At 62.8% G+C, this 25666-nt stretch carries 24 protein-coding genes, 2 tRNA genes, 1 pseudogene and 1 other annotated feature; of the genes and pseudogenes, 18 read left to right on the top strand and 9 right to left on the bottom strand.

Features of this window, described 5'->3' with window-relative positions; all coding sequences use genetic code 11:
• Both J9892_RS23070 and J9892_RS23075 read left to right on the top strand, forming a co-directional pair.
• The coding region (locus tag J9892_RS23070) for a zinc ribbon domain-containing protein (RefSeq protein WP_210539113.1) at window positions 1-180 on the top strand (180 nt) is incomplete at its 5' end.
• Between the two features lie 188 nt (window positions 181-368).
• Entirely contained in the window at window positions 369-1490 is a 1122-nt protein-coding gene (locus J9892_RS23075; RefSeq protein ID WP_048208085.1) for a beta-ketoacyl-ACP synthase III, read from the top strand.
• Between the two features lie 70 nt (window positions 1491-1560).
• Here the strand turns inward: J9892_RS23075 and tsaA are convergent, their stop codons facing one another.
• Window positions 1561-2265, bottom strand: a complete 705-nt coding sequence (gene tsaA, locus J9892_RS23080; protein ID WP_041214760.1) for a tRNA (N6-threonylcarbamoyladenosine(37)-N6)-methyltransferase TrmO — start codon at window positions 2263-2265, stop codon at window positions 1561-1563.
• 316 nt (window positions 2266-2581) lie between these two features.
• Here tsaA and J9892_RS23085 point away from each other — a divergent pair, with 316 nt between their 5' ends.
• A complete protein-coding gene (locus J9892_RS23085; RefSeq protein WP_210539114.1) occupies window positions 2582-3577 on the top strand; it encodes an NAD-dependent epimerase/dehydratase family protein in 996 nt (331 codons plus the stop codon).
• Between the two features lie 71 nt (window positions 3578-3648).
• Here the strand turns inward: J9892_RS23085 and J9892_RS23090 are convergent, their stop codons facing one another.
• The 4 genes from J9892_RS23090 to cydD all read right to left on the bottom strand — a co-directional run bounded on the left by J9892_RS23090 (window position 3649) and on the right by cydD (window position 8036).
• Window positions 3649-4035, bottom strand: a complete 387-nt coding sequence (locus tag J9892_RS23090) for a DUF488 family protein (RefSeq protein WP_039039351.1) — start codon at window positions 4033-4035, stop codon at window positions 3649-3651.
• A gap of 8 nt (window positions 4036-4043) precedes the next feature.
• Window positions 4044-4415 (bottom strand): Rcs stress response system protein RcsF, encoded by a 372-nt coding sequence (gene rcsF, locus J9892_RS23095; protein WP_010673578.1) that lies wholly within the window; start codon window positions 4413-4415, stop codon window positions 4044-4046.
• Between the two features lie 107 nt (window positions 4416-4522).
• On the bottom strand, window positions 4523-6268 hold the full coding sequence (cydC, locus tag J9892_RS23100) for a cysteine/glutathione ABC transporter ATP-binding protein/permease CydC (protein ID WP_210539115.1): 1746 nt from the start codon (window positions 6266-6268) through the stop codon (window positions 4523-4525).
• Window positions 6261-8036: a cysteine/glutathione ABC transporter permease/ATP-binding protein CydD gene (gene cydD, locus J9892_RS23105; RefSeq protein WP_210539116.1), complete on the bottom strand. Its 1776-nt coding sequence runs from the start codon at window positions 8034-8036 to the stop codon at window positions 6261-6263. The genes cydC and cydD overlap by 8 nt, the downstream gene beginning before the upstream one ends.
• A gap of 201 nt (window positions 8037-8237) precedes the next feature.
• Between cydD and J9892_RS23110 the strand changes: the two genes are divergently transcribed.
• Together J9892_RS23110 and J9892_RS23115 are read left to right on the top strand one after the other, a co-directional pair.
• A tRNA-Gly gene (locus J9892_RS23110) sits at window positions 8238-8311 on the top strand.
• 94 nt (window positions 8312-8405) lie between these two features.
• Window positions 8406-8480, top strand: a tRNA-Gly gene (locus J9892_RS23115).
• A gap of 147 nt (window positions 8481-8627) precedes the next feature.
• Here the strand turns inward: J9892_RS23115 and arcA are convergent.
• Entirely contained in the window at window positions 8628-9347 is a 720-nt protein-coding gene (arcA, locus tag J9892_RS23120) for a two-component system response regulator ArcA (RefSeq protein WP_010673581.1), read from the bottom strand.
• A gap of 385 nt (window positions 9348-9732) precedes the next feature.
• Between arcA and J9892_RS23125 the strand changes: the two genes are divergently transcribed.
• On the top strand, window positions 9733-10131 hold the full coding sequence (locus tag J9892_RS23125; RefSeq protein WP_198497379.1) for a DUF3293 domain-containing protein: 399 nt from the start codon (window positions 9733-9735) through the stop codon (window positions 10129-10131).
• A 107-nt stretch (window positions 10132-10238) separates the two neighbouring features.
• Complete coding sequence (locus J9892_RS23130; RefSeq protein WP_198497378.1) at window positions 10239-10718, top strand: putative 4-hydroxy-4-methyl-2-oxoglutarate aldolase; 480 nt, start codon at window positions 10239-10241, stop codon at window positions 10716-10718.
• Window positions 10719-10721: 3 nt separating this feature from the next.
• Here J9892_RS23130 and J9892_RS23135 read toward each other — a convergent pair whose 3' ends face one another.
• Window positions 10722-11198: a hypothetical protein gene (locus J9892_RS23135; RefSeq protein ID WP_052814842.1), complete on the bottom strand. Its 477-nt coding sequence runs from the start codon at window positions 11196-11198 to the stop codon at window positions 10722-10724.
• A 166-nt stretch (window positions 11199-11364) separates the two neighbouring features.
• On the opposite strand from J9892_RS23135, the gene J9892_RS23140 reads away from it, so the two are divergent.
• Entirely contained in the window at window positions 11365-11754 is a 390-nt protein-coding gene (locus tag J9892_RS23140; protein ID WP_039039356.1) for an META domain-containing protein, read from the top strand.
• Between the two features lie 102 nt (window positions 11755-11856).
• On the opposite strand, the gene aceK is transcribed toward J9892_RS23140, so the two are convergent.
• Window positions 11857-13584 carry a bifunctional isocitrate dehydrogenase kinase/phosphatase gene (gene aceK / locus J9892_RS23145; RefSeq protein WP_128297169.1) on the bottom strand — a complete coding sequence of 576 codons (1728 nt, stop codon included), beginning with the start codon at window positions 13582-13584 and terminating at the stop codon, window positions 11857-11859.
• 195 nt (window positions 13585-13779) lie between these two features.
• On the opposite strand from aceK, the gene J9892_RS23150 reads away from it, so the two are divergent.
• The 6 genes from J9892_RS23150 to J9892_RS23175 all read left to right on the top strand — a co-directional run bounded on the left by J9892_RS23150 (window position 13780) and on the right by J9892_RS23175 (window position 21428).
• Entirely contained in the window at window positions 13780-14487 is a 708-nt protein-coding gene (locus tag J9892_RS23150) for a tRNA/rRNA methyltransferase (protein WP_052814839.1), read from the top strand.
• A gap of 72 nt (window positions 14488-14559) precedes the next feature.
• Window positions 14560-14690, top strand: a sequence feature (Thr leader region).
• Between the two features lie 57 nt (window positions 14691-14747).
• Entirely contained in the window at window positions 14748-17207 is a 2460-nt protein-coding gene (thrA, locus tag J9892_RS23155; RefSeq protein ID WP_041214768.1) for a bifunctional aspartate kinase/homoserine dehydrogenase I, read from the top strand.
• Window position 17208: 1 nt separating this feature from the next.
• A complete protein-coding gene (gene thrB / locus J9892_RS23160; RefSeq protein WP_029314022.1) occupies window positions 17209-18201 on the top strand; it encodes a homoserine kinase in 993 nt (330 codons plus the stop codon).
• Window positions 18198-19472: a threonine synthase gene (thrC, locus tag J9892_RS23165; protein ID WP_049636630.1), complete on the top strand. Its 1275-nt coding sequence runs from the start codon at window positions 18198-18200 to the stop codon at window positions 19470-19472. Before thrB ends, thrC begins: the two co-directional genes overlap by 4 nt.
• A 124-nt stretch (window positions 19473-19596) precedes the next feature.
• A complete protein-coding gene (locus tag J9892_RS23170; RefSeq protein WP_210539117.1) occupies window positions 19597-19995 on the top strand; it encodes a DUF4440 domain-containing protein in 399 nt (132 codons plus the stop codon).
• A gap of 1091 nt (window positions 19996-21086) precedes the next feature.
• Window positions 21087-21428 carry a hypothetical protein gene (locus tag J9892_RS23175; protein WP_244813003.1) on the top strand — a complete coding sequence of 114 codons (342 nt, stop codon included), beginning with the start codon at window positions 21087-21089 and terminating at the stop codon, window positions 21426-21428.
• Window positions 21429-21588: 160 nt separating this feature from the next.
• On the opposite strand, the gene J9892_RS23180 is transcribed toward J9892_RS23175, so the two are convergent.
• Window positions 21589-22737 (bottom strand): BCCT family transporter, encoded by a 1149-nt coding sequence (locus J9892_RS23180; RefSeq protein ID WP_244812999.1) that lies wholly within the window; start codon window positions 22735-22737, stop codon window positions 21589-21591.
• Between J9892_RS23180 and J9892_RS23185 the strand changes: the two are divergent.
• From J9892_RS23185 to J9892_RS23200, 4 genes and pseudogenes are all read left to right on the top strand, one after another.
• A pseudogene (locus J9892_RS23185) lies at window positions 22679-23071 on the top strand (DUF2063 domain-containing protein); the annotation flags it as partial. The gene J9892_RS23180 and the pseudogene J9892_RS23185 sit on opposite strands and share 59 nt — an antisense overlap.
• Window positions 23068-23523: a DoxX family protein gene (locus J9892_RS23190; protein ID WP_041213281.1), complete on the top strand. Its 456-nt coding sequence runs from the start codon at window positions 23068-23070 to the stop codon at window positions 23521-23523. The pseudogene J9892_RS23185 and the gene J9892_RS23190, both read left to right, overlap by 4 nt.
• A gap of 60 nt (window positions 23524-23583) precedes the next feature.
• Complete coding sequence (locus tag J9892_RS23195; RefSeq protein ID WP_210539119.1) at window positions 23584-24048, top strand: GNAT family N-acetyltransferase; 465 nt, start codon at window positions 23584-23586, stop codon at window positions 24046-24048.
• 202 nt (window positions 24049-24250) lie between these two features.
• On the top strand, window positions 24251-25546 hold the full coding sequence (locus J9892_RS23200) for a PAS domain-containing methyl-accepting chemotaxis protein (RefSeq protein WP_210539120.1): 1296 nt from the start codon (window positions 24251-24253) through the stop codon (window positions 25544-25546).
• The last annotated feature ends 120 nt before the right edge of the window (window positions 25547-25666 follow it).

Raw genomic sequence — 25666 nt, forward strand, 5'->3', positions numbered from 1 at the left:
CGCCAGACGCAAAGCCAGTTTAAATGCGCTGCGTGTGGTTATGAGGCGAACGCCGATGTGAACGGCGCTCGCAATATTTTAGCGGCGGGACACGCCGTTTTAGCCTGTGGAGGCGTGGTGCAATCAGGCCGCCCGATGAAGCAGGACCCCGGTACTGCGCGAGCAGCTATCACCCAGTAATGGGAATCCCCCTCCTGTGACGCGAAGCGCTAAGGTGGGGGAGGATGTCAACAAGTTGATGAACGAATTGATCGGCGGGCGGATGCACCCGCTGACCCTGGCGGGTCTGGCTGCGGCCATCGACCAGCTGTGACCCTCTGAACCCTAAAAAACAGACAAGCCGGGATTGCACCCGGCCAGGAGCAAAGATGACCTCTATCGTAATCAGTGGCTCAGGCCTCTATACCCCTCCCTTTGCCGTCAGCAATGAAGCGCTGGTGGCGGCCTTCAACCAGTACGTGGATCTCTACAACGAGGAGAACGCCTCCGCCATCGATGCTGGGCAGCTGCCTGCCAAGCAGCACTCGAGCTGCGAGTTCATCGAGAAGGCCTCCGGCATCAAGAGCCGCTATCTGGTGAGCTGCGAGGGGGTGCTGGATCCCGACATCATGCAGCCGCTCATGGCAGAGCGCCCGGACGATCAGCCCTCCATCATGGTGGAGATGGCGGTGGCGGCCGCCGAACAGGCGCTGATCGCCGCCGGTCGTGAACCGGGGGAGATCGATCTTGTCATCGTCGCCGCCTCCAACATGCCGCGCCCCTACCCGGCGCTGGCCATCGAATTGCAGCACTATCTCGGCGCCAGCGGCCTGGCATTCGACATGAACGTGGCCTGCTCTTCCGCCACCTTCGGGATCAAGACCGCCGCGGACATGCTGGCGGCAGGCACCGCCCGGCTGGCGCTGGTGGTCAATCCGGAGATCTGCTCGGGTCACCTCAACTTCCGCGATCGGGACAGTCACTTCATCTTCGGCGACGCCTGTACCGCCGTGCTGCTGGAGCGGGAGGCCGATTGCCAGGTGGCCAACCCCTGGCAACTGGTGGCCAGCAAGCTGGTGACCCAGTACTCCAACAACATCCGCAACAACTTCGGCTTCCTGAACCGGCTCAGCCCGCGCACCCGCTACGGCGACGACAAGCTGTTTCGCCAGCAGGGGCGCAAGGTGTTCAAGGAGGTGCTGCCCCTGGTGTGCGATCAGATAGCCTCCCAGCTGGCGGAGCAGGGATGGGCGGCCGATGGCTTGAGCCGGCTCTGGCTTCATCAGGCCAACCTCACCATGAACCAGTTCATCGGTCGCAAGTTGCTGGGCCATGACGCCAGCCAGCAGGAGGCGCCTGTCATCCTCGACCGCTACGGCAACACCAGCTCGGCGGGTTCCATCATCGCCTTCCACCTCTTCAACCAGGATCTGCCGAGCGGGGCTCGCGGGGTGCTCTGCTCCTTTGGGGCCGGTTACTCCATCGGCAGCCTGCTGTTGCAGCGGCGCTGAGCACCCTGTTTTGCCCATAAAAAAGCCACCCGGGAGGGTGGCTTTTTTCATGCTGCCCGAGAGGCTTTTTTCAAGCGGGTTCGATGGCCAGTACCTGACATTGCGGCTCTTTTATCTGAAATCGCACGTTCACATCGAACAATCTGACACCGTACACCTTGTCATCCGGCTTGCCCTTCTTGTAAGCAGGGCGGGGATCCTGAGCCAGCACCTCCCTCACCAGTTCACGCAGCTCCGGGTGGGCCTTGAGCCAGGGGGCGAGCTGCTGCTCGGCCTGGGCGCTGAAGCTCACCGCCAGCGGCGGGGTGGGGGCATCGGGGGCGAAACCGCCACGGGCGTGGGGCAGGCTGTCGGCATAGGGGACATAGGGCTTGATGTCGACGACGGGGGTGCCGTCGAGCAAGTCCACGGCGCCCAGCTCGAGCCAGAGTTTGCCGCGCTCACGTCCCACCCCGTGCAGCTCGACCACGGAGAGACCGAGGGGGTTGGGGCGGAAGGTGGAGCGGGTGGCAAAGACCCCGACCCGCTCGTTGCCGCCGAGGCGCGGCGGGCGCACCGTCGGGTGCCAGCCCTGATCCATGGTCTGGTGAAACACGAAGCTGATCCAGAGATGGGAGAATTGCTCGATGCCGCGCAGCACATCGGGCTGATCGTAGGGAGGAAGCAGTTCGAGGCGGGCGCGAGCCGCGCTGACCAGACCGGGCTGGCGGGGTATGGCGAACTTCTCCTTGTAGGGAGAGCGGATGATCCCTAGGGTATCGATATCGAACTTCATGGCGGATCCTGGCTGAAAACCCGGGCAATGTAGCACAGGCACGCCGAAAACGCAGGGGGAGCACCAGGACGCGGCCCCTGTGATCCCGATCCCAGACCCGGTGCCCGGGGGCTGTGTCCTGGTGCCAACTTGCGTAGGGTGGGGCGGCAAAAGGGGTGGCGGGGGAGCGGGCAAGGAGCCTGCTCCCCGCACCATGACGATATGCCTGGCGGCATCAGGGCGTGCCTGGGACGTGTGCTCACCATGCCAGGCCATGGCCGTTTCGGCTGCCCGTGGAGGGGCTGCAAGGAGAGGGCGCCATAGAGGAGAGACAGGGATGAAATTGTTGATTATCGGCGGCACCGGCTTTCTGGGTCGCCACCTGACCACGCTGGCCCTGGATTGGGGGCACGAGGTGACGCTGTTCAATCGCGGCCACCGCCAGCACCCGGATTGGCGGGAGCTGACACAGCTTCACGGGGACAGAGACGGGGACCTGGCCCCCTTGCGGGGCGAGGGGCGGCACTGGGATCTGGTCATCGACACCTGCTGCTATCGCCCCGAACAGGCCGAAGGACTCTCTGACGCTCTGCTGGGGCGCTGTGATCGGCTCATCTTCATCTCCACCATCAGTGTCTATCGCGATTTTTCCCAACCCGGCATGGATGAGTCGGCCCCCCTGCACGAGATGGCAGGAGCGCCCACCGACTACGGCCCCCTCAAGGTGCTGTGCGAGTCGGTGTATCGCGCCCGCTGGGGAGATCGCCTGTGCACCCTGCGCCCCGGCGTGCTCTGCGGCCCCTTTGACCCGACCGCTCGTCTTGCCTGGTGGGTGAGGCGGGTGCAGCGGGGCGGGCACTGGCTCTTGCCGGGGCTGGGAGAGGACAGGCTGCAATACCTGGATGTGCGCGACTGCGCCGAGTTCGTGCTGCGGGCTGCCGAGCAGCGACTCGCTGGGTGCTTCAACCTGATCAAGCCCGGCATCGCACTGAACGACTGGGTGGAGCGCCTCGCTGCCCGGCTGACGCCAGTGACCCCCTTGCAGCTCGAGTGGGCTCCCTGGCGTGACCTGATGGCGGCAGGGGTGGCGCCCTGGCAAAGCTATCCCACGCTGCTGCCAAGCGAGCTGCCCGAGTATGCTGGGTATGGCACCATCAGCGCCGAGGCCGCCATCGTTCATGGGCTGAACTTTCGCCCCCTGGAGGAGACGGTTGACGATCTGGTGGTATGGCTTGCCAGCAACCCCCGGGGGCCGCTGCCGGGCATGACCCATGACGAGGAACAGGCTTTGCGACGACGAGTGGAGGTTTCCTTGTCATCGAATGCGTACTAGCCGACATCATAAAGAAGAGGGCACCCCGGGGGGCCCTCTTCTCATGTGGGGTGTTCATCCATGACGGGCGCTCAGCGCAGCAATGCACCCGCGTCGGCCAGCAGGGTCCTCAGCACACTGCGATGACAGCGGGACTCCTGTTCGCAGTAGCATCCCACCGAGAAATGGGTGGTGTGGGAGAGGGCGGCCAGCAGGGCCAGATCGTGCTTCGCGGCCGGGGCGGCCATCTCGGCCTTGTACTGCTTGCAGAAGGCGGTCCACCGGGCCGGGGTGTCGGCAGTCTGACCGAGTTTCATGGTCTCGGCGCTGGGGGCCAGATTGGGGAACCAGACGTCGTACCAATCCTGGCTGGCGAACGCCGCTTTGGGCACGCCGCGAGGGGGGCGACGCACGGTACCGATGCGAAGCCCCTCATCCTCGAGGCGGGGGCTGCCGAGTCGCACGATGGCGATCGCCATGGCAGGACTTACTTCTCTTCGGCCACTTTCAGCGCCTGACCGTAGCAGATCACCTGCTTCAGGCAGCCGGGCACGTCGCTGAACTCGGCGCACTTGTCGAAGCTGACGCCGTTGCCCCCCATGTCCGCCACGCGGCGGCGGGCCAGGGTGCGGGCTTCACCGGCATTGGGCACCGCCTGGTTGGCATCGCTCTGGCAGGATTCCCCCTCGACGGTGCCGAGGTAGAGGTAGTTGAGGTCGGCGAGCTCGCTCTGCTCGTAGATCCGCACGCTCCCCGGCTTGAAGTACTCGTCGAAGTTTTCCTTGTCCAGATTGCTGTTGAAGGCGAAGTCGGCGCAACCGGAGGCAATCAGGGGCATCATCAGGATCAGGCGTTTCATATCGGCATCTTGTTGGGTGGCGAGTGGGCCATTATAGGGGGCAGTCGCCGATGGCGACCAGCCCCATTTTTAGCCATATCAATGGATTGTAGCGAGACGATCCCGGATCAGGCGGGGGCCAGCCGCCGGTGCAGGCTGCGGTAGTGATCATCTTCCAGCAGCTCCTGGTGGGGGGCACACAGACGGATGCGACCCTCTTCCATCAGGGCTACCCTGTCCATCCGTTCCAGCCCCAGCAGGCGGTGGGAGATGAGCAGCAGGGTGCGATCCGCCCCCAGGGTCAGCAGCAGATCCATGATCTCCCGTTCGGTCTGGGTGTCGAGCCCTTCGGTGGGCTCGTCCAGCAGCCAGAGCGGTGCATCGTGGAGCAGGGCGCGGGCGATGCCGATGCGGCGGCGCTCCCCGCCGGAGAGCGGACGCCCGCCGTCCCCGAGCCAGGCATCCAGTCCCTGTTCGGCCTGCTCACCCTCATCGCGCAGCAGAGTCCCGAGCCCCACCTGCGTGAGCACCTCGATGAGCCGTTCGTCGCTGGCTCCTGGGGCGGCCAGGGTGAGGTTGCCACGCAGGGTATCGGCAAACAGGTGGACCCGCTGGCTCACCACGGAGCAGGAGGCGCGCAGCGCCTCTTCGCTGTAATCGGTGAGGGGCTTGCCATCGAGCAGGATCTCCCCCGATAGGGCCGTCCATTCCCGGGTCAGCACCCCCATCAGGGTGGACTTGCCACAGCCGGTCTGCCCCAGCAGCGCCAGCTTCTCCCCGGCATGCAGTTGCAGGGTGCACCCTTGCAGCACGGGAGCATCCTGGCCTGGATAGGTGAAATGCAGGTCGCTTATCTGCACGGCACCCCGGGCAGCGGGGGCTTGCTGTGCTCCCCACTCCGGCGCCTTGGCCTCTTGCAGGATCTCGTTGAGACGGCGGGCGGAGGTGAGGCTGGTGGAGAGGTGCTGGAAGGCACCGGCCAGCGGCAGCAGCGCCTCGAAGCTCGCCAGGGTAGCGAACACCATGAGTGCCGTGATGGGGTCAGGGGCACTGCCACCGACGCCGTGACCGGCCAGCCAGAGCATCAGGGTCAGAGTCCAGCCGCTCAGCAACTGCACCGAGAAGGCGGCCAGGCCGCTGACGCGGGCCATGCGGGCCTGGGCCCGGATCAGGGCCTGCTCCGCCTGCTGCAATCCGGTGAGCGCCTCGGGAGCGGCGGCGAACATCTGCAGTTCGGCTTGGCCGTCCAGATAGTCCACCATGCGGGTACGCAGGTTGGACTTCTCGGCGATGAGCTGGCGGCCCGGCGCGCGCCCGGCAAAATAGAAGACCAGGGGCAAGGCCAGCATGCCAAAGAGCAGAATGGCTCCCAGCGTCAGCGCCAGGCGACCATCGAAGAAGGAGAGGAAGAAGACCAGCCCGGCGCAGCTCAGCAGCGCCGCCCCAATGGGGGTAATGAGGCGCAGATAGACGTGATCCATGGCATCGATGTCGGTCACCAGACGGTTGAGCAGGTCAGCCTGGCGAAAACCGGCAAGGGAGCCGGGGGAGAGAGGGGAGAGCTTTTGCCAGAACCAGACCCGCAGCCGGGTCAGCACCCGGAAGGTGGCGTCGTGGCTCACGACCCGCTCGCCCCAGCGACTGGCGGTGCGCACGATGGAGAAGAAACGCACGCCCCCCGCAGGGGTCATGTAGTTGAAGGTGTCTCGGGTGGCGACCGCCAGCCCGGCGACGGCGGCGGCGGAGAGGAACCAGCCGGAGAGGGAGAGCAGGCCCATGCCGGCCACCAGGGTGACCAGGGCCAGCAGCAGGCCGATGGAGAGGCTGAGCCAGTGCTGGCGATAAAGGCGCAGGAACGGCAATAGATCAGTCATCGAGAGAGTCTCCGAAACCTTGGGATTGCGACAGGAGGCGGGCGAAGGGGCCCTGGGCCTCGCCGAGTGCGGCAAAACGTCCCTGCTCCACCAGCTTGCCGTGCGCCAGCACCAGGATGTTGTCCATCTGGCTGAGCTGATCGAGGCGGTGGGTGATCATCAGCAGGGTCTGACCTTGTGCGGCCTGTTCGAGGGCGCTCATGACGGCCCGCTCAGAATGGCGATCCAGGCTGGCAGTGGGTTCATCCAGCACCATCATCTGGGTCGTCTTGAGCAGGGTGCGGGCAAGGGCGATGCGCTGGGCCTGGCCGACGGAGAGGCCGCCCGCCTGATCCCCGACCCGATAGTCCAGCCCTTTCTCATTGACGAACTCCCAGGCCTGGGCGCGCTTGAGCGCGGCTTCCAGCTCGGCGTCGCTGGCGGATGGTCTGGCCAGCAGCAGGTTGTCCCGCAGGGAGCTGTGGAAGAGTTGGGGATTCTGGGAGAGCCAGCCTAGCTGCTGGCGCCACTGGCTGATGTCCAGGGTACGAAGCTCCACTCCGTTGACGCACAGGGAACCGCGATAGGGGGCAAAACTGAGCAGGGCATTGACCAGGGAGCTCTTGCCCGCGCCGCTGATGCCGACCAGGGCGGTGCGCGTGCCGGCTTCCAGCGTGAAATCGAGGGGACCGACCAGCACCTTGCCCTCGGCGCTCAGCACTTCCAGGCTGCGGGCTTCTACCTTGACGGGGCCATCCGCATGGAAGGGGAGCGTCCCGGAGGCGGGTTCGCTCACGTCGGCCTCGAGAAATTCCAGCAGTTGTTCGGCGGCGCCAATGGCCTGTGCCTTGGCGTGATAGTGGGCACCGAGTTCCCGCAGCGGCGCGTAGAACTCGGGGGCGAGGAAGAGCACGAACAGGCCGGTAAAGAGGGTGACCTTGACGCCATAGCTGCCAAAGTTGAGGTGATCGATGTAGGAGAAACCGAAGTAGACGGCCACCAGGGCCACCGCGATGGCGGCGAAGAACTCCAGCACGGCCGTGCTCAGGAAGGCGAGGCGCAGCACCTCCATGGTGCGCTCGCGAAAATCTTCCGATGCATCGCGGATGGCCTCCCCTTCCGCCCGGGTACGCATGAAAAGCTGCAGGGTGCGCAGTCCCTTCAGGCGATCGAGGAAGTGGCCTGAGAGGCGCGCCAGCGACTGGAAGTTGCGGCGGTTGGCATCGGCGGCACCCACCCCCACCAGGATCATGAAGAGAGGAATGAGGGGGGCCGTGCCGAGCAGAATGAGGCCCGCCGCCCAGTTGACCGGGAACACGGAGACCAGGATCACCAGGGGAATAAAGACGGCGATGGCCATCTGGGGCAGATAGCGGGAGAAGAAGTCCTGCATCTCTTCGATCTGCTCGAGCAGCAGGCTGGCCCAGCTACCGGCGGGACGACGCTGGATATAAGCAGGGCCGAGCCTGGCGAGGCGGGTGAGCACCAGCTCGCGGACGGCCTGGCGAACCGCACTGCCCGCCTTGAAACTCGCCACCTCGCGGCCATAGGCCAGGGCCGCCTTGGTCAGGGTCACCAGCAACAGACTGATGAAGAGGGGGGCGGAGTGCTCCGGCGTGGAGCCTTCGATGATGAAACCGTGCAGCAGGGTCGCCAGCAACCAGGCCTGCATCACCATCAGGACGCCCTGACCCAGCCCGAAGGCGATGGAGATGCCGATCCAGCGCCGACCATGGCCCGATTGTTTGCGCAACCAGCCATAGAGATGTTTCTGTCTGTTCTTGTCCATTACCACCCTCCTCAAACGAGTGGCGCAAGACTATCGTCGCCCCCACGGCTTGGCAACCTTGCAGAACCGGGCGGAGGAACATCATTGTGTGAAAAATCGGCTTCATGCTCATTAGTTGGCCGAACAGCTTGATTTATGGCAAAAAATGCGAGGTCGGTGATTGCGCTCGGCGGCAAAATGCATATAGTAGAGGCCACTGACGCGGGTGTAGTTCAATGGTAGAACGGTAGCTTCCCAAGCTGCATACGTGGGTTCGATTCCCATCACCCGCTCCACATTCCAGATAGCGGCACGCGCCGTTGTCCATATCAGCCAGATGGCTGTCTGTCGTGGGGATTCCCCATCACACCAAGCACGTTTTGATGCCTAGCGGGCATCGTATAATGGCTATTACCTCAGCCTTCCAAGCTGATGATGCGGGTTCGATTCCCGCTGCCCGCTCCAGTCTTCACACAAAAAGCCCACTCCTGCGAGTGGGCTTTTTGTTGTCTGTTTTTTGATGCCGGCGAGAGTGCCAGAGCGGCCAAGCTGAAAGGCGCAGACATGGAAAAGGCGCCACAGGGCGCCTCTTCAACTCGGGAGTGGGGAGGATTACTCCTGCTCCAACTCGCCGCAGAAGCGATAGCCTTCGCCATGGATGGTGGCGATGATCTCCGGGGTGTCGCCCACGCTCTCGAAGTGCTTGCGAATACGGCGGATGGTCACGTCCACGGTGCGGTCGTGGGGCTTGAGTTCGCGGCCCGTCATCTTCTTGAGCAGCTCGGCACGGGTCTGGATCTGGCCCGGGTTCTCGCAGAAATGCAGCATGGCGCGGAACTCGGAGCGGGGCAGCTTGAACATGTCGCCAGCCGGGCTGACCAGGGCGCGGCTGTTGATGTCCAGGGCCCAGCCATTGAACAGATAACGTTCCACCAGCTTCTTCTCTTCGCCACCGGCGGCCACGTTCATGGTGCGGCTCAGCAGGTTGCGGGCACGGATGGTCAGTTCACGGGGATTGAACGGCTTGGTGATGTAGTCATCTGCACCGATCTCCAGCCCCAGGATCTTGTCCACTTCGTTGTCGCGACCGGTCAGGAACATCAGGGCGATGTTGTCATCTTCACGCAACTCGCGCGCCAGCAGCAGGCCGTTCTTGCCTGGCAGGTTGATGTCCATGATCACCAGGTTGATGGTGTGGCTGGTCAGGGCCTGGTGCATCTCGTCACCGTTGTTGGCTTCCAGCACGATGTAGCCTTCGGCTTCGAAGATGCTCTTGAGGGTGTTGCGGGTGACCAGCTCGTCTTCGACGATCAGAATATGTGGTGTTTGCATGAGTATTCCCAGATTCTTATCAGTTAATTATCGAAATTTTAACACTCTTTGGCGTTATCCGACCGGTCCTGAAAATTTATTACGTCATCCTGGGTATGAATATCAGGTCGAATCATCGCGAATTTGGTAACTATGTCGGCAAGCATCCCTGTGCCGTACATGGGCTCTCAACAAGTCTGAACAAGAGAAGCCCGGAGAGGTAGTCCATTACAAAAGTTGCTGCATTTTATCAGTTAACAGGCGCATAACAACACTCTTTGCCGTCAGATAGCAACTTTTTAACTCAGCTTTGATATAAGTCAATCCCCGAGTTCGCTGCATCATACTTGGGCTGACCCGCTTTTTCGCCCTTAATAAATGTAATGGGATGTAACATGTGGTTGACATGACTTTGTGGGAAAACTACAGAAAAGTGTGCTTCATCGCCCCCTTTGCGCCTCCCAGCTGCCCAGCCTATGCCATTGTCACGGCCTGGAACCCGGCCAGCCGGTGGGTGGGGCTGCGCCGCAATGCCCGTCGCCAGCGAGCCCTTGTCCGGCAAGTGGGCGACTGTCCCGTCATGGGAGAGGTCTGGGGGAGCGATGAGGATGGGCGCTGGCAGGAGGCGTCGTTGTTGTTGCCGCTTTCGCTGCCAGAAGCGATCCGGCTGGCCGCCCGATTTGGCCAGAATGCCCTCTATTGGGTGCGTGAAGGAGAGCTCTGGCTGGTGCCCGTGTTGCTGGAAGGGCCGCCCTGTCATCTGGGGGCGCTTGCGTCCCGCTGGCGGTTCAGGCCTTTGGGCTGACATGACCCCCCGCCATCCGGACAGGGCACCCGGCCGGTGGATTGTCAGCGCCCCGACATGATGAAAGAATGAGCGGACACATTTCACTCCATGGAAGGATGATGATCATGCTGGACCTGCTGCCCGACCTTTGCGATGAACATGGCGATGCCCTTAGGATCGCTGATCCCCTGTTTCAGGACTATGGCGGCAAGGCGCTGTTTTACGGCGAGGCCGTGACCCTCTCCTGCTTTGAAGACAACAGCCTGGTGCGTGAGCTGGTCAACCGTCCCGGCCATGGCAAGGTGATGGTGATCGACGGGGGCGGCTCCCTGCGTCGGGCGCTGCTCGGGGATCAGCTGGCCATCAAGGCGGTGGAGCAGGGGTGGGAGGGGATCCTCATCAACGGGGCCGTGCGGGATGTGGGGACGCTGGCGACCCTGGCGCTGGGGGTCAAGGCCCTGGCCCCCTGCCCGGTCAAGACAGAGAAACGGGGTCTGGGCACGCTGGATGCCGTGGTCTCTTTTGCCGGTGTGACCATAGCGCCCGGCGACTATGTCTACGCCGACCTCAACGGTGTGCTGGTGAGCGGCGCCAGGCTCCTCTGAACCTCAGAAGTTGAAGCCCACTCCCAGAGTGAGAAAGTGTTCCGTGTTGAAGGCACTGAGTCCGTAATTGGCGGTGATGGCCAGGGAAGGGGTCACCAGCAGGCTGCTGTTGAGCTCAACCAGGGTGCTGGCCTTGCTCACCTCCAGTTGCTTGAGCTGGCTGCCGATGTTGAGTGACGGGGAGAGGCGATAGCGCACCCCAGAGCTGATATTGAACCCGGCCTGCCCACTTTGGGGGCCGATGGCGGGGCCCGCCTCCATGTAGAGGCTGATGTCATCCTGAAGCGGGTATTGATAGCCGGTATTGATGAGCCAGAGGTCGAAGTTGTCGCCCAGGTGGCTCTGGTTGCCGAGCAATACGCCGGAATAGCTTTTGATGTAGAGCGGGTTGTCCGATTCGATCTGGAGAAAACTCCAGTCGGCGGCCTGAGCCGAAAAGACGAGGCTGGATGCCATTGCGATGACGAGAGACTTGACCATTCGTTTCCCCTCCCTGGGTCCGAACAGGACTACAAGCATGGCACATGCCAGCGGGGAGTAAAGGGAACCCCGATCACAATAAAAGAGTTTTGATTGACGCCGCAGTCATGGTACACAGGCCCCTCACTCCGTGTCGTTACGACACGTTCCATCACGAGGTGAACTGATGAACAACAAACTGATCCTGCTGGCCGCTCTGGCCCTGGGAGGCTGCGCCATGACTACGGGCTCTACGCTGGCACAATTGCAGGCATCGACCTGGCAACTGCAAGGGGCGAGCGGTGATACCTTCACCCTGCAGGTCGCCGGTGACAAGGTGGCGGGCAAGGGCGGCTGCAACCGCTACTTTGGCGGCATCACAGAGCAGGGTGACGGCGTGTTGACTCTGGGCGCCATGGGTTCGACGCGCATGATGTGTGCGGGGGATCTGGCCGGTAAGGAGATGAACTACCTGCAGACCCTGGAGAAGGTGGCGAGCTTCCAGATCAGCGGCAAACAGCTGGTACTCAAGGATGCCGACAAGGCCACCTTGCTGACCTTTGACGCCGTGAAATAAGCCGGGATCTCGTCAAAGGCTGTCGCAGGCGACCCCTGCGCCAGCGTGCATAAGAATGTGATAAGGGACACCATGGCGTCCCTTTTTGTGCCTGATGCCGGGTCATCCCCCTCGCTGGAAGCGAAACCGCTTCTTGCGCCGGTAGGGATAGACATCCTCGAACACCCCCTCCTTGATGTTGCTCTGCAGCATCTTCCAGTAGTTGGCATCGAACAAGTCCTTGTGCACCTGCATCATGATCTCCCGCACCTGGGGCTTTTGCAGCAGGAAGGTGGCGAACTCCTCGGGGAAGATGTCGTTGGGGGCCACCGAGTACCAGGGTTCGGCGCTCCACTCGTCCTCCGGGTAGCGGGGCGGCGGGATCTGGCGGAAGTTGCATTCCGTCATGTAGCAGATCTCGTCGTAGTCGTAGAAGACCACCCGACCGTGGCGAGTCACCCCGAAGTTCTTGAACAGCATGTCGCCGGGGAAGATGTTGGCCGCCGCGAGCTGGCGGATGGCGTTGCCGTACTCCTCCAGGGCGAGGCGGGTCTGCTGTTCGTCCGCCTGATCCAGATAGAGGTTGAGCGGGATCATCTTGCGCTCGGTGTAGAGGTGTTTGATCACCAGCTTGTCGGCGGTGAGGGTAAGCGCAGAGGGCGCCACCGCCTTGAGCTCGGCCAACAGCTCCGGCGAGATGCGATCGAGGGGAAACTCGAAGTTGGTGAACTCCTGGGTATCTGCCATGCGGCCCACTCTATCGTGCTGTTTTACCAGCCGGTATTTCTCCTTCACCTGCTCGTGGCTCACCTCCTTGGGCGGGGTGAACTCGTCTTTTATCACCTTGAACACCACATCGTAGGAGGGGAGGGTGAACACGCTCATCACCATCCCCTTGATGCCGGGCGCAATGACGAACTGCTCCCGGCTCTGGGCCAGGTGCTGCTGGTAGTGACGATAGAGCTCGGTCTTGCCGTGTTTCTGGCAGCCGATGGCGTTGTAGATTTCATAGTCCGGTTTGCGGGGCATGATCTGGCGAAGGAAGGCCACAAAGAGCGCCGGTACCGGGGCATAGACCATGAAGTAGGCGCGGGCGAAGCCGAACACGATGGAGGCCAGCTCCGGCTCGAAGATGACGGTGTCCACATAGATGCTCTGACCGGTGCTGAGCAGGGGCAAGATGAAGGGATAGACTTCTCCCTTCACCCGGATGAGCCCCACCAGATAGGCTCCCTTGTTGCGATAGAACACCTCCCTGAGCAGCTCGATGGCGAAGGGCTCCTCGTGCAGGATGGCCGGGCCGCTCTCTGCCAGATGGCGGTGGATGTCCATGATGTCCCGCTGCTTGTCTTCGAAAGGGAGGGTGAAGCTGTAATCCCCGAGCAACTGGCTCAGGGTCTGGGGCAGGTGGGAGAGATCGGTGCGATAGATACGCAGCAAGGATCCCAGGTCAGGATTGTCACCCCGGCTCACGAAGGGGTGGATATAAAGGTTCTCGTCGCGGATGTTGCGATGGCGGAAGATGCGGCGATAGACGGAATTGAAGAAGGACTCCGCCACCTCGAAGTTCTCGCAGCGGGGCAGGAGATCGCTGAAGGCGCCTTTCACCTGCTTGAGCAGGGCCTGGGTCGGCAGCTGCTCCCCCATCATCTGTTTGATCTGCGCCGTGGTGGCGCCGACATGGTGATCATAGAGGCGGATGCGCTCTCGACCGGCGAGCTGGACCCCCAGCCAGTCGCTGTTCTCGAAACGGCTCTTGCTGCCCTGGGTTATCTCGAGAAAGCGGCTGTAAAACGACTCAAAACGTTGCAGGATCGTCTCGGCGACCGCCTGCTCCAATGGCTGCTGCATCTCTCTCTTCCTTGTGATCTGTCGGGCCCATGGCATCAGTGCCCTGAGGCGGCGGACTCGCGTCCAAGGCCACTATGGCAACATCCAAACATCTGTTCAAGTGGCAATATTTCGGGATAAACGGTAGATTGCGCCCCTGTTTTGCCGACGGTTCGCCGCAGTTCGCGGCGTCGGCCCCATCCTGGAGAGAACCCGATGAAACTCTATTTTGTGCTGGTGTCGCCCGCCCGTGCCGCCAACGTGGGGGCTGCTGCCCGCGCCATGAAGACCATGGGCTTCGATGCCATGCGACTGGTGGGGAGCCGGGTGCACAAAGAGGAGGAGGCGAGCTGGGTTGCCCACGGGGCGCAGGAGATCCTGACGGATGCGCAAGCCTTCGACACCCTGGAAGAGGCCCTGGCGGACATGGATCTGGTGGTCGCCACCACCGCCCGGCAGCGCGGCCGCTACCAGCACTACCTCACCCCGGCGGACATTCGCGACCAGATCCGGGCCAAGCCCTCCCTCGAGAAGGTGGCCATCGTGTTTGGCTGCGAGGAGTCCGGACTCTCCAACGAACAGCTCGCCCAGGTGGATCTCATCAGCTACCTGCCTCTCAAGGTCTCATACCCGTCCCTGAACCTGGGTCAGGCGATCATGCTGTATGCCTATGAGCTGAGTCCGCTGCTCGATGACCAGAAAGTGAGCGACGAGCAGGACGTAGCAGAAAATTTCGAGAGTGCCGGGCAGGTTCGCGTGCTGAAATCAAAAACAGCAGAATTGCTTGGTGAACTCGGAGTTTCGCAGGATGAAAAACTGCATCAATGGGTGATGGACCGAGTGCCCATGCTGCCGCAGCGGGATCTCAATATGCTCCATCTGCTCTGCAAAGACCTTGCCCGCAAGTTTGGCAAGGAGGTTTAGGTTGACAGCCCCTCGCCGGGCGCGGTATTGCTAACAACCAGATTCGTTCAAGAGTGTTCGTCATGCAGCTATTCACCAACATCATCACCACCACCATTATTACCGGTACCACCACAGGTGGCACTGGGGCCGGTTGATGCGCTGACGAACAAGCACAGAAATCAGAAAAAGGCCCGTACCCACCCAGTACGGGCCTTTTTTGTTGGATTGTTTTTAGACCAATTAGCAGATCAATTTGCAGGGAATACAGGGAGATAGCGATGAGAGTGTTGAAATTTGGCGGGTCGTCACTGGCCGACGCAGAGCGTTTCTTGCGGGTTGCCGATATCGCGGTGAATACCCACGGCCAATCCCAGGTGGCCCTGGTGCTGTCGGCACCGGCCAAGGTGACCAATCACCTGGTCGCCCTGGTGGAACAGACCAGTCGCGGCATGGATGCAAGCAGTACCCTGTTCGAGATCAACGGCATCTTCTCCCGCCTGCTGGCCGGCTTGAAGGCCGCCTATCCCGCGCTGGATGACAAGGCGCTGCAGGCTCGTTTGACCAGCGAACTGGATCAGGTCGAGCGGCTGATGCAGGGTATCCGTCTGCTGGGGCTCTGCCCGGACAACGTCCAGGCCCGCATCCTGAGCCGTGGCGAGAACCTCTCCATCGCCTTCATGCACGAGCTCTTGCGGGTGCGCGGCCTCGAGCTGGATCTCATCGTGCCCGAGCAGTTGCTGGTCACCGATGGCGGCTACCTCGAAGCCCATGTGGACATCGAAGCCTCCCGGGTGCGCTTCGCCGCCAAGGGCCTGCGCTCTGATTGTCTCTACCTGATGCCGGGCTTCACCGGTGGCAGCGACAAGGGCGAGACCGTGCTGCTGGGCCGCAACGGCTCCGACTATTCCGCCGCCGTCTTGGCCGCCTGCGTCGATGCCGAGTGCTGCGAGATCTGGACCGACGTGGAGGGCTGCTACAACTGCGACCCGCGCCTGGTACCGGATGCCTACCTGCTCAAAACCCTCTCCTATAAAGAGGCGATGGAGCTCTCCTACTTCGGTGCCAAGGTGCTGCACCCGAAGACCATCGCCCCCGTGGCCCAGTTCCACATTCCCTGCCTCATCAAGAACAGCTTCAACCCCCAGGGTCCGGGTACCCTCATCGGGGTCGATCAGGGGGATGACGATCTGAAGGTGAAGGCCATCTCGGATCTCTCCGGCATGTGCATGTTCAACGTCTCCGGTCCCGGCATGAAGGGCATGGTGGGCATGGCCGGTCGCATCTTCTCCGCCGTCTCCCGCGCCGGGGTCAGCATCGTGCTGATTACCCAGTCGTCCTCCGAGTACAGCGTCAGCTTCTGTATCCACAGCTACGACAGCGACAAGACCCGCAAGGTGCTGGAGCGCGAGTTCGAGCTGGAGTTCAAGAACCAGTTGCTGGACCCGCTCGAGATCATGACCGATCTGGCCATCATCTCCCTCATCGGTGACGGCATGCGCACCTCCAAGGGGATGGCGGCGCGCTTCTTTACCTCCCTGGCCCAGGCCTCCATCAACATCGTCGCCATCGCACAAGGGTCGAGCGAGCGCTCCATCTCCGCGGTCGTGCGCTCCGGCAAGGTGGCGGAAGCCATCAAGGCGTGCCACCAGAACTTCTTTGGCAGCCAGCAGTTCATCGATCTCTTCGTGGTCGGGGTGGGCGGCGTCGGTGCAGCCCTGGTGGATCAGATTGCCCGCCAGCAGCCGGTACTGGCCGAGCAGGGCACCGGCCTGCGAGTAGTGGGCATCGCCAACAGCCGTCAGATGGCGGTCAACAAGGATGGCCTGGCCCTCGCCAACTGGCGTGAACAGCTGGTGGAAGCACAAGGCAGTTTCAGCCTGGAGGCGGTGAAGAAGCTGGTGGAAGAGAGCCACCTCATCAACCCGGTGATCGTCGACTGCACCTCGAGCGAAGCCGTGGCCGTCCAGTACGCCGATTTCCTGGGGGCCGGTTTCCACGTGGTCACCCCGAACAAGAAGGCCAACACCGGGTCGCTCGATTACTACAAGGCGCTGCGTCGCACCGCCCGCCAGACCCGCCGCAAGTTCCTGTACGAGACCAACGTGGGCGCGGGCCTGCCGGTCATTGAGAACCTGCAAAACCTCATCAAGGCCGGTGACAAGCTGCGCGCCTTCGACGGCATCCTGTCCGGGTCGCTCTCCTTCATCTTCGGCAAGCTGGACGAGGGGATGGCCTTCTCCGAGGCTACCCAGATCGCCCGCGGCAACGGCTTCACCGAGCCGGATCCCCGCGATGACCTGAACGGCATGGACGTGGCTCGCAAGCTGCTCATTCTGGCCCGCGAGGCCGGCATGGCGCTGGAGCTCTCCGATGTGGAGGTGGAGCAGGCACTGCCGCCGGGCTTTGACGTGAGCGGCGACGTGGAGGCCTTCATGGCCCGCCTGCCCGAGGCCGACGGCTGGTTCCGCGACCAGTTCGCGGCGGCCCAGCGTGAAGGCAAGGTGCTGCGTTACGTCGGCTCCATCGAGGGTGGCAAGTGCAAGGTGGCCATCAAGGCGGTGGGTGGTGACGAGCCCCTGTTCAAGGTAAAAGACGGGGAGAACGCGCTCGCCTTCTTCTCCACCTATTACCAGCCCATCCCCCTGGTACTGCGCGGCTATGGCGCAGGGACCGAAGTGACCGCCGCCGGTGTCTTCGCCGATGTGCTGCGCACCCAGAACTGGAAGCAGGAGCTGTAACATGAGTTCAGAGATGAACCCGAATGTAGAAATCGGCGGCAGCGTGGTGGCCTATGCCCCGGCCTCCAGCGCCAACCTGAGCGTGGGCTTTGACGTCCTGGGGGCGGCGCTTGCCCCCGTGGATGGCTCCCTGCTGGGTGACCGCGTCCAGGTCAAATCGGCAGAGGTGCCTTTCGCTCTCTCTTCCGTGGGCCGTTACGCCCACAAGTTGCCGGACGACCCGAAAAAGAACATCCTCCACGACTGCTGGGTCGCCTATGGCGAGGCGCTTGAGAAGCGCGGCCTTGGTCTCAAGCCGCTGGAAATGGTGCTGGAGAAGAACCTGCCGGTGGGCTCGGGCCTGGGATCGAGCGCCTGCAGCGTGGTGGCGGCGCTGGAAGGACTCAACGCCTTCCACGGTGCGCCCCTGAATGAACACGACCTGCTGCTGTTGATGGGGGAGATGGAAGGGAAGATCTCCGGCTCCGTCCATTACGACAACGTGGCGCCCTGTTATCTGGGCGGCATGCAGCTGGTGCTGGAGGAGGGGGGCGTCATCAGCCAGGGCATCCCGGTGTTTGACGAGTGGTACTGGGTGGTCTGCTACCCGGGCACCGTGGTCTCCACCGCCGCCGCCCGCGCCATCCTGCCGGCCCAGTATCGCCGCCAGGACTGCCTCACCTATGGCCGCCGGCTGGCCGCCTTCGTGCATGCCAGCTACAGCCGCCAGGAAGGGCTGGCCGCCAGCGTCCTGAAAGACGTCATCGCCGAGCCTTATCGCGCGGCCCTGATTGAAGGCTTCAACGAGGTGCGGGCCCAGGGGGCCCAGAACGGGGCGCTGGCCACCGGCATCTCGGGGTCCGGTCCCACCGTGTTCGTGGTGATGAAGGATCTGGCCCAGGCCGAACGCATGAAAGAGTGGATGGAAGCGCACTTCGTGCGCAATGAAGATGGATTTGCCCGGGTCTGCAAACTGGACATGGCCGGGGCACGGGTAACAGGAAGCGAGCTATGAATCTTTACAACATCAAGGACAAGAGTGAACAGGTGAGCTTCGCCCAGGCGGTGCGTCAGGGTCTGGGCCGCGAGCAGGGGCTGTTCTTCCCAGAGACCCTGGAGCCGCTGGCCGATGTGGATGCCCTGCTGGATCTGCCGCTGGCCGAGCGCTCGGCCCGCATCCTGAGCCACCTGCTGGGTGACGAAGTACCGGCTGCCAAGGTGAGCGAGCTTATCGACGCCGCTTTCACCTTCCCGGCGCCCCTGGTGAAGCTCAAAGATGGCACCTATGCCCTCGAGCTGTTCCACGGCCCGACCCTGGCGTTCAAGGATTTCGGCGGCCGCTTCATGGCCCAGTGTCTGGCTGCGTTCAGAACCAATGACAAGATCACCATCCTCACCGCCACCTCCGGCGACACTGGTGCCGCCGTGGCCCACGCCTTCTACGGCCTGGAGGGGATTGAAGTGGTGATCCTCTACCCCAAGGGCAAGATAAGCCCCTTGCAGGAGGCGCTCTTCTGCACCCTGGGCGGCAACATCCGCACCCTCGCCATCGACGGTGACTTCGATGCCTGTCAGGCGCTGGTCAAGGATGCCTTCGACGATGAAGGGCTCAAGACCGCCATCGGCCTCAACTCCGCCAACTCCATCAACATCAGCCGCCTGCTGGCCCAGGTCTGCTACTACTTCGAAGCCGTGGCCCAGTTGCCGAAAGCCGATCGCGCCAAGGCGGTCATCAGCGTGCCGTCCGGCAACTTCGGCAACCTCACCGCGGGTCTCATCGCCAAGGCGCTGGGGCTGCCGGTGAAGCGCTTTATCGCCGCCACCAACGCCAACGACACCGTACCGCGCTACCTGAAAACCGGCCAGTGGGAGCCGCACCAGACGGTCGCGACCCTGTCGAACGCCATGGACGTGAGCCGCCCCAACAACTGGCCGCGGGTGGAAGAGCTGTGCCGTCGCAAGGGCTGGGCGCTGGAAACCTTGGGCTCAGGGATGCGTGATGATGCCCAGACCCGCGATGCGCTCAAACGCCTGCATCAGCTGGATTACCTGTGCGAGCCCCACGGGGCGATTGCCTGGGATCTGCTGAACGAGCAGCTTGGGCAAGACGAGGTTGGGGTCTTCCTCTGCACCGCCCATCCGGCCAAGTTCAAGGAGTCGGTGGACGAGATCCTGAATCTGGATGTGCCGCTGCCGGGCCCGCTCGCCAAGCACGCCGCGCTGCCGCTCCTGTCTCACGATCTGCCCGCAGACTTTGGCCGCCTCAAGGCCTTCCTGCTCGGTTAAGCCGTCATGAGATGCTGACGATCCCCCGCTTTTTCACGAGAGCGGGGGATTTTTTTATGTCCGGTATTGATGTCCGGTATAGGGCGGGTAGCCCGCCCTATACCCCTGAAACAAGGAGCACCGCATGAGCCCGCATCCCCTTCGTACCCTGATCGAGACCTGTGACGCCGCCATCTCCCGGCGCGACTTCGACGCCCTGATGACCTTCTACGCCGAAGACGCCGCCCTGGTGGTCAAACCCGGCATGGTGGTGCGCGGCATTCCCGCCATCCGCTGCGCCTTCACTGCCATCTCCGATTACTTTGACGGTCAGCTTGAGGTGACCCAGGGGGCCATGGAGGTGATCGAGGGGGCCGACAACGCCCTGGTGATCATGGAGACCCGGCTGCGCTACCCGGGCAGGGAGGGGTGGATTGATGAAACCCGGCGCGCCACCTATGTGTTTCGCAAAGAGCCCGATGGCCAGTGGCGTTGCACCATAGATAACTCCTATGGGACTTCATTGCTGGATGTAATCCTATAAGTGACAGACCGCTGCTGGATAAGCCGGACAACCATCTGGGTCACGCTTCGCGCCAACTGCTTATTCAGGTGCTGGCCGACTATCCGGGCACCTTGCTGCTGGTCTCCCACGATCCTGACTTTGTGGCCGGGGTGGGGGTTGAAAGGGAGTATTGGTTGGAGGGATAGGGGCTAAATCGTGAGCCAGCCAAGGAATGGCTGGCTCAGAAAGGGGAGTGTCCCAGATTGTTCTTGTAAGTGGCGGTCCGGTGGAGTGAATACAAGCTCACCCACTTTTGGAGCTTTGTACTTGATTCAATATATCGATAGCAAGATCTTCATTTCGATCAAAGCAAGACAAGATAATATCCCTATGTCGACAATTTCCTACGCCATGCAATGATGCCAGCTCTTTGATATATCTATCTGTAGACTCCATTAAGGAAAGTGCGAACAAGTATCCCACGAACAAAAAATGAAAATTTTAGTCATTTAATATCAATGGGTTACCAGTAAATGCTCTCGTGCCATATGACTTATTCGCACCTTCCCAAGTTATCAGGTAATCTCATTTCAGAACTATTGGAACACCAGACAGAATCCGGCAAACTTTCGTTGCTAATTAGCCTATCCATTTTTTAACCTTATTATCTTCAACGTTCACCTGCAAAATCGAGTGTTTCCGACCCCAACCCACGCTACCGCCCCTGGATTACAGCTTCCAATGCGCTCCATTAACCAGCGGGCGGGGCCCGGATGGTGCTGTAGGCGCCGAATGGCCAGCATAGCCTCAAGCCTCATACGCAAACCAGTCGAAAATTGACGCAACTGGCGAGAAGCGCTGAATTTTTGCGCCAGCTCACCAATCTTGTCTCTTGTCTCTTGTCTCTTGTCTCTTGGCCGAGTGGAGGCGATCAGGGGGAAGGAAGGCTGTGCGAGTACGGCGGCACTTTGGTTGTCATCAAGCCGGGGGACTATAGTGCAGCGAGGCGAGGGTGCCTCGTTTGGCCCGCGTGAGTGGGGCTAACCACAATGGATAGAACGAAGGGAGTTGGTCATATGAAGCGGATCCTGATGGTGTTGAGTCTGTGTGTGACGGTGTTTGGCATGGGAATGGGGGTGGCCCAGAGTGCAACAATGGCGAGTGATGGCGCGGGGGCGCAGCAGGCGTGCGAGGCCCAGGCCGCGGCCAAGAAGCTGGCGGGCGCCGCCAAGACCAGCTTTGTGGGCAAGTGCGTCAAAGATGCCTCCGCCAGTGCCAAGGCAAGCCAGTGCGAGAAAGCGGCCGCCGACAAGAAGCTGGCTGGCGCGGCCAAGAACAGCTTCGTGCAAAAGTGCCTGAAGACGGACGGGGCTGCCGACAAGGCGACCCAGTGCGAGAAGGCGGCGACGGACAAGAAGCTTGCCGGGGCGGCCAAGAACAGCTTTATCCAGAAGTGCGTGAAAACCGCCTGAGCCGGTTGAGGCTCTGAAATCAACGCAGGTTGAGGCAGTGACGAGAAAGGGGCCCTGGGGCCCCTTTCTCTGTTGTGATGGGTGGTGGGGACAGCCCTCGCCGCCAGTGTGCCCGGCCATAAGCTCTGGGCGGGGAGCTGACTTGATCCCTGCCTGGTCATCACTCTCCCTGGGTTGGCTGGGTATGTTCGGGGGCGCTGCTCAGCAGATCCTGCCCCTCGTCCTGGCTCAGCACCAGATAGCGCTCGTACTGGCGCAAGACGTCGGCACTCAGCTCGTCCCGGGTCAGGTACTGGATGTCGTAACCGGCGCGGCCATCGGCAAAATAGGTGATGGGCTCGAAGATGCGGGCCTCGGGATCGTGGTTGTGGGCCGCCTCCAGGGGGGTGAAGGCGGGGGCGGGGCGGGCTTCGATGCGCACCCCGTAGCAGAAGTCCCGGCGACCTTGCTGGGGTACCAGCAGATGGCACTGATCCGGCCCATCCTCTTCGACCCGGCTGGTGATTCCCCGGGCAGCGAACTCCTGACTCAGGGCCGTCAGGGCGGGCAGGGCGACCTTGTCCATAAAGGCGCGGGCCTCCTGCTCGGTGGAGGGGCGTAGCAGGTGATCCATCCGGGTGCGCCACTGCTTGCCGTTCCAGAAGTCAGTGGCGGGGGAGAGGCGCCTGGCCGAGTGCTCCTTGTCTGCGACAAGGCCGCGGCAGAGTCCGAGGCAGAGCAGGACCATGATGAAGGCAAACGGCAGGGCGGCGATGAGGGTCATGGACTGGAGTGCCGCCAGCCCCCCTGTGCTCATCAGGGTACCCGCGGTGACCCCGAGCAGCAGAGCCCAGAACAGGCGCTGCCAGACCGGTGAGCCCTCCTTGCCCTGGGTGGCGATATTGTCGATGACGAAGGCTCCCGAGTCGGCGGAGGTGACGAAGAAGACGCTGATGAGGATCACCGCGAGGGCCGAGGTGATGTCCGCTCCCGGCAAGAGGTCAAAGAAGTTGAACAGCAGGGTGTCGATGTTGCCGACCGAGTCGATGAGGCTTATGCCCCCCTCATGCTGGCTGGCCCAGATGGCGGCGTTGCCGAACACAGTCATCCAGAGCAGGTTGAAGGCGGTGGGCACGAACAGGACGCCGAGGATGAATTCGCGCAGGGTGCGTCCGCGGGAGATGCGGGCGATGAAGAGGCCGACGAAGGGGGACCAGGAGATCCACCAGGCCCAGTAGAGCAGGGTCCAGTTGCCGAACCAGCCCGCCTGGCGGGTCTCGCTGCTTGCACCAGAGACGCGGCGCTGGCCCGCCGAGCGGCTTGCCGCCATGACCCCTGACCACTGGGAGCGGCTGGTGCTGCATCCTGCCTGCGATCTGCTGCTCCTGGAGAGCCCCCATCCGGTGCTGGCGCTCTGGCAGATGGCCCTGCACGGCGGTGAGACGGTCAGGGAGCTGGATGCTGTCTGCTCCCTGGCACTCAAGAAACGCCCCGGACACCGGGTCGACCCCATTCCCCTGGATGCCGCCGCCTGGCGTCTGCTGCAAGGCTGCCTGCAGGGCAGGCCGCTGGCCAGCCTGCTGGCTCAGGATCCCGCCATGGCCGAACACCTGGCCCCCCTCATCACCCTCGACCTGCTGGTCGATCTGGAGCTTGCCCCATGACAACGCAAACCCTTGCCAGGCCCCTTGGCCCCCTTGTTGAACGAATCTTGCCCTGGTGCAGCGGTGGCCTGTTGCTGCTTGCCAGGCTCTGGGTCGCCACCATTTTTCTGCGATCCGGCTGGCTCAAGTTAACGGCCTGGGACAGCACCCTCTATCTGTTCGAGTTCGAATATCAGGTGCCCCTGCTGCCCTGGCAGTGGGCGGCCTATGCGGGCACGGCGACCGAGCTGTTGCTGCCCCTCTTCCTGCTGGCGGGCCTCTTCACCCGTCCGGTCGCCTTGCTGCTCTTTGGCTTCAACGCCATGGCGGTCATCTCCTACCCGGCCCTCTGGGCGGGAGGCTTTCACGATCACCAGTTGTGGGGCTGGATGCTGCTGACCCTGGCCGTGTGGGGGGCGGGCCCCCTGGGGCTCGACAGCTGGCGCCTTGCCCGTCGCTCGCCTCCGGCGTAAGGTGGCCGCACACGAGCCCTGCCTGACTGACGGGTGGGCAAGGAATGCAAAGGAGAAGAGATGAAGGTTCGCGAGGCCCTGGCGGCCGATATTCCTGCCCTGACGACACTGCGCATGGCGCTCTTTTGCGAGGTGGGGGAACTTGCCCGGCCCGATGAGGATCCGGTCCTCAGGGAGGCGACGCAGGCCTACTTCATTCAGGCGCAGGAAGAGGGTCGCGCCCGTAGCTGGGTGGTGGAGGAGGAGGGCGAGGTGGTGGCGTGCGCCACCCTGGCACTCTTCGTGCGCCCGCCCTACCCGGGCAATCTGGCGGGGCGGGAAGGGTACCTGCTCAACATCTACACCCGGCCGGCCTGGCGCAGACGGGGAATGGCGAACGCCCTGCTGGTGGCCATGGTGGCGTATGCCCGCGAGCAGCAACTGGGCAAGCTGTGGCTCCATGCCAGCAGTGATGGGCGCGCTATCTACGAACGGTTCGGCTTTGCCGGCAATCCTGCCTGTCTCGAGTGCGTACCTGCCCGTTAGCCTCCTCTTTTTCTGCACCGGGCTGATCCTCTTTCACAAGGGCTGCGTACTGGGAGCCCTTGGCGGCATCGCCGCTTTTCTATACACTGCGCGCCCCATTCGTTTCAGTCGTCCGACCACTTATGTCGGCGCTGGCGGTGCCGATACCCTCTGTGGGTGAGGCCGTGGTGCCCATGGGGATGGTCAACGAGGAAGAAGTGTCATGTTCAATCAGAAGCTCAAAGCGCAGTTGCAGGCATGCCAGACCCGGCTCGACGAGGAGCAGGGCATCATAGAGGCGATCAAGGCGGGTGCCGCCACCGTCATCTTCAGCCCGGAGGGGATCATCCAGGAGGCGAGCACCCCTTTCCTGGCCCTGATGGGATATGGTGCCGCCGAACTGATTGGGCAGCCCCACAGCCAGCTCTGTCCGAGGGCCTGGGGGGAGTCCGGTGACTATCGCCAGTTCTGGCGCCGCCTCGCCCAGGGGGAGGTGCAGTCTGGCACCTTCGAGCGCGTGAACCGGCAGGGGGAGACGCGCTGGCTGGAGGCGACCTATTTCCCGGTGAAGCACCAGGGCCGGGTGACCCGGGTACTCAAGATGGCCAGCGACGTCACCGAACAGCACCAGCGGCTGGAGCGACTCGAGGCGCTGACCGAGGCGCTGGACCGTTCCCGGGCCATGATCGAGTTCACCCCGAACGGCGACATCATTCATGCCAATGCCAACTTCCTGAGCGTCATGGGTTACACCCTGGGGGAGATCGCGGGCAGGCACCACAGGATCTTCTGTGACGAAACCTTCCTGCGCGAGCAGCCCCGTTTCTGGGAGGAGCTGGCCCGGGGCCAGTTCAAATCCGGCCTCTTCATGCGCCACAACAGCCGGGGGCAGGCCGTCTGGCTGGAGGCGACCTACAATCCCATCCGGGATGGCAGCGGCAAGGTGGTGCGGGTGGTGAAGTTCGCCAGCGACATCACCGCGCGCATCGAGCAGAACCACGCCACCCGGGAGGCGGCCCGCCTGGCCCACAGCACCGCCCAGGAGACCCTGCACAGCGCAGAGGAGGGGGCGGGCTTGCTACGCGCCGTGGTGCAGACCTCTTCCCTCATCGCCTCCCAGGTGGATGAGGCCATCGCCCTCATCGGCCAGCTCAACGAGCAGTCCAGAAGCATCGAGGCCATCGTCTCGACCATCAGCGCCATCGCCGATCAGACCAATCTGCTGGCCCTGAACGCTGCCATCGAGGCGGCGCGGGCGGGGGAGCAGGGGCGCGGGTTTGCGGTGGTGGCGGACGAGGTGCGCCAGCTGGCCGCCCGCACGTCGCTCTCTACCGACGAGATCGCCAAGGTGGTGCAGAAGAACCGCGAGCTGACCGCCAGGGTGACCGACGACATGGCCGGGGTGGCGGGCAGCGCCGAACTCGGCAAGCAGCAGATCGCCGGGGTGGACAAGCTGATGAGCGAGATCCACCAGGAGGCGGACAGGGTCTCCCAGACGGTGTCCGCCCTCTCCATCTGAGGGGCTGACCGCAAGATTGCCAACAGAGTGAGCGATCGGACGGCCAGGCTGAACCCTGGCTGTATGACGCCCCCCTTCGTCATTGTGCCGCCCGGCCCCCTTGTTTAGGCTGCCGCCTCC

This window comes from Aeromonas sp. Prich7-2 (assembly GCF_017939255.1).
Taxonomy (GTDB): Bacteria; Pseudomonadota; Gammaproteobacteria; order Enterobacterales; family Aeromonadaceae; genus Aeromonas; species Aeromonas caviae.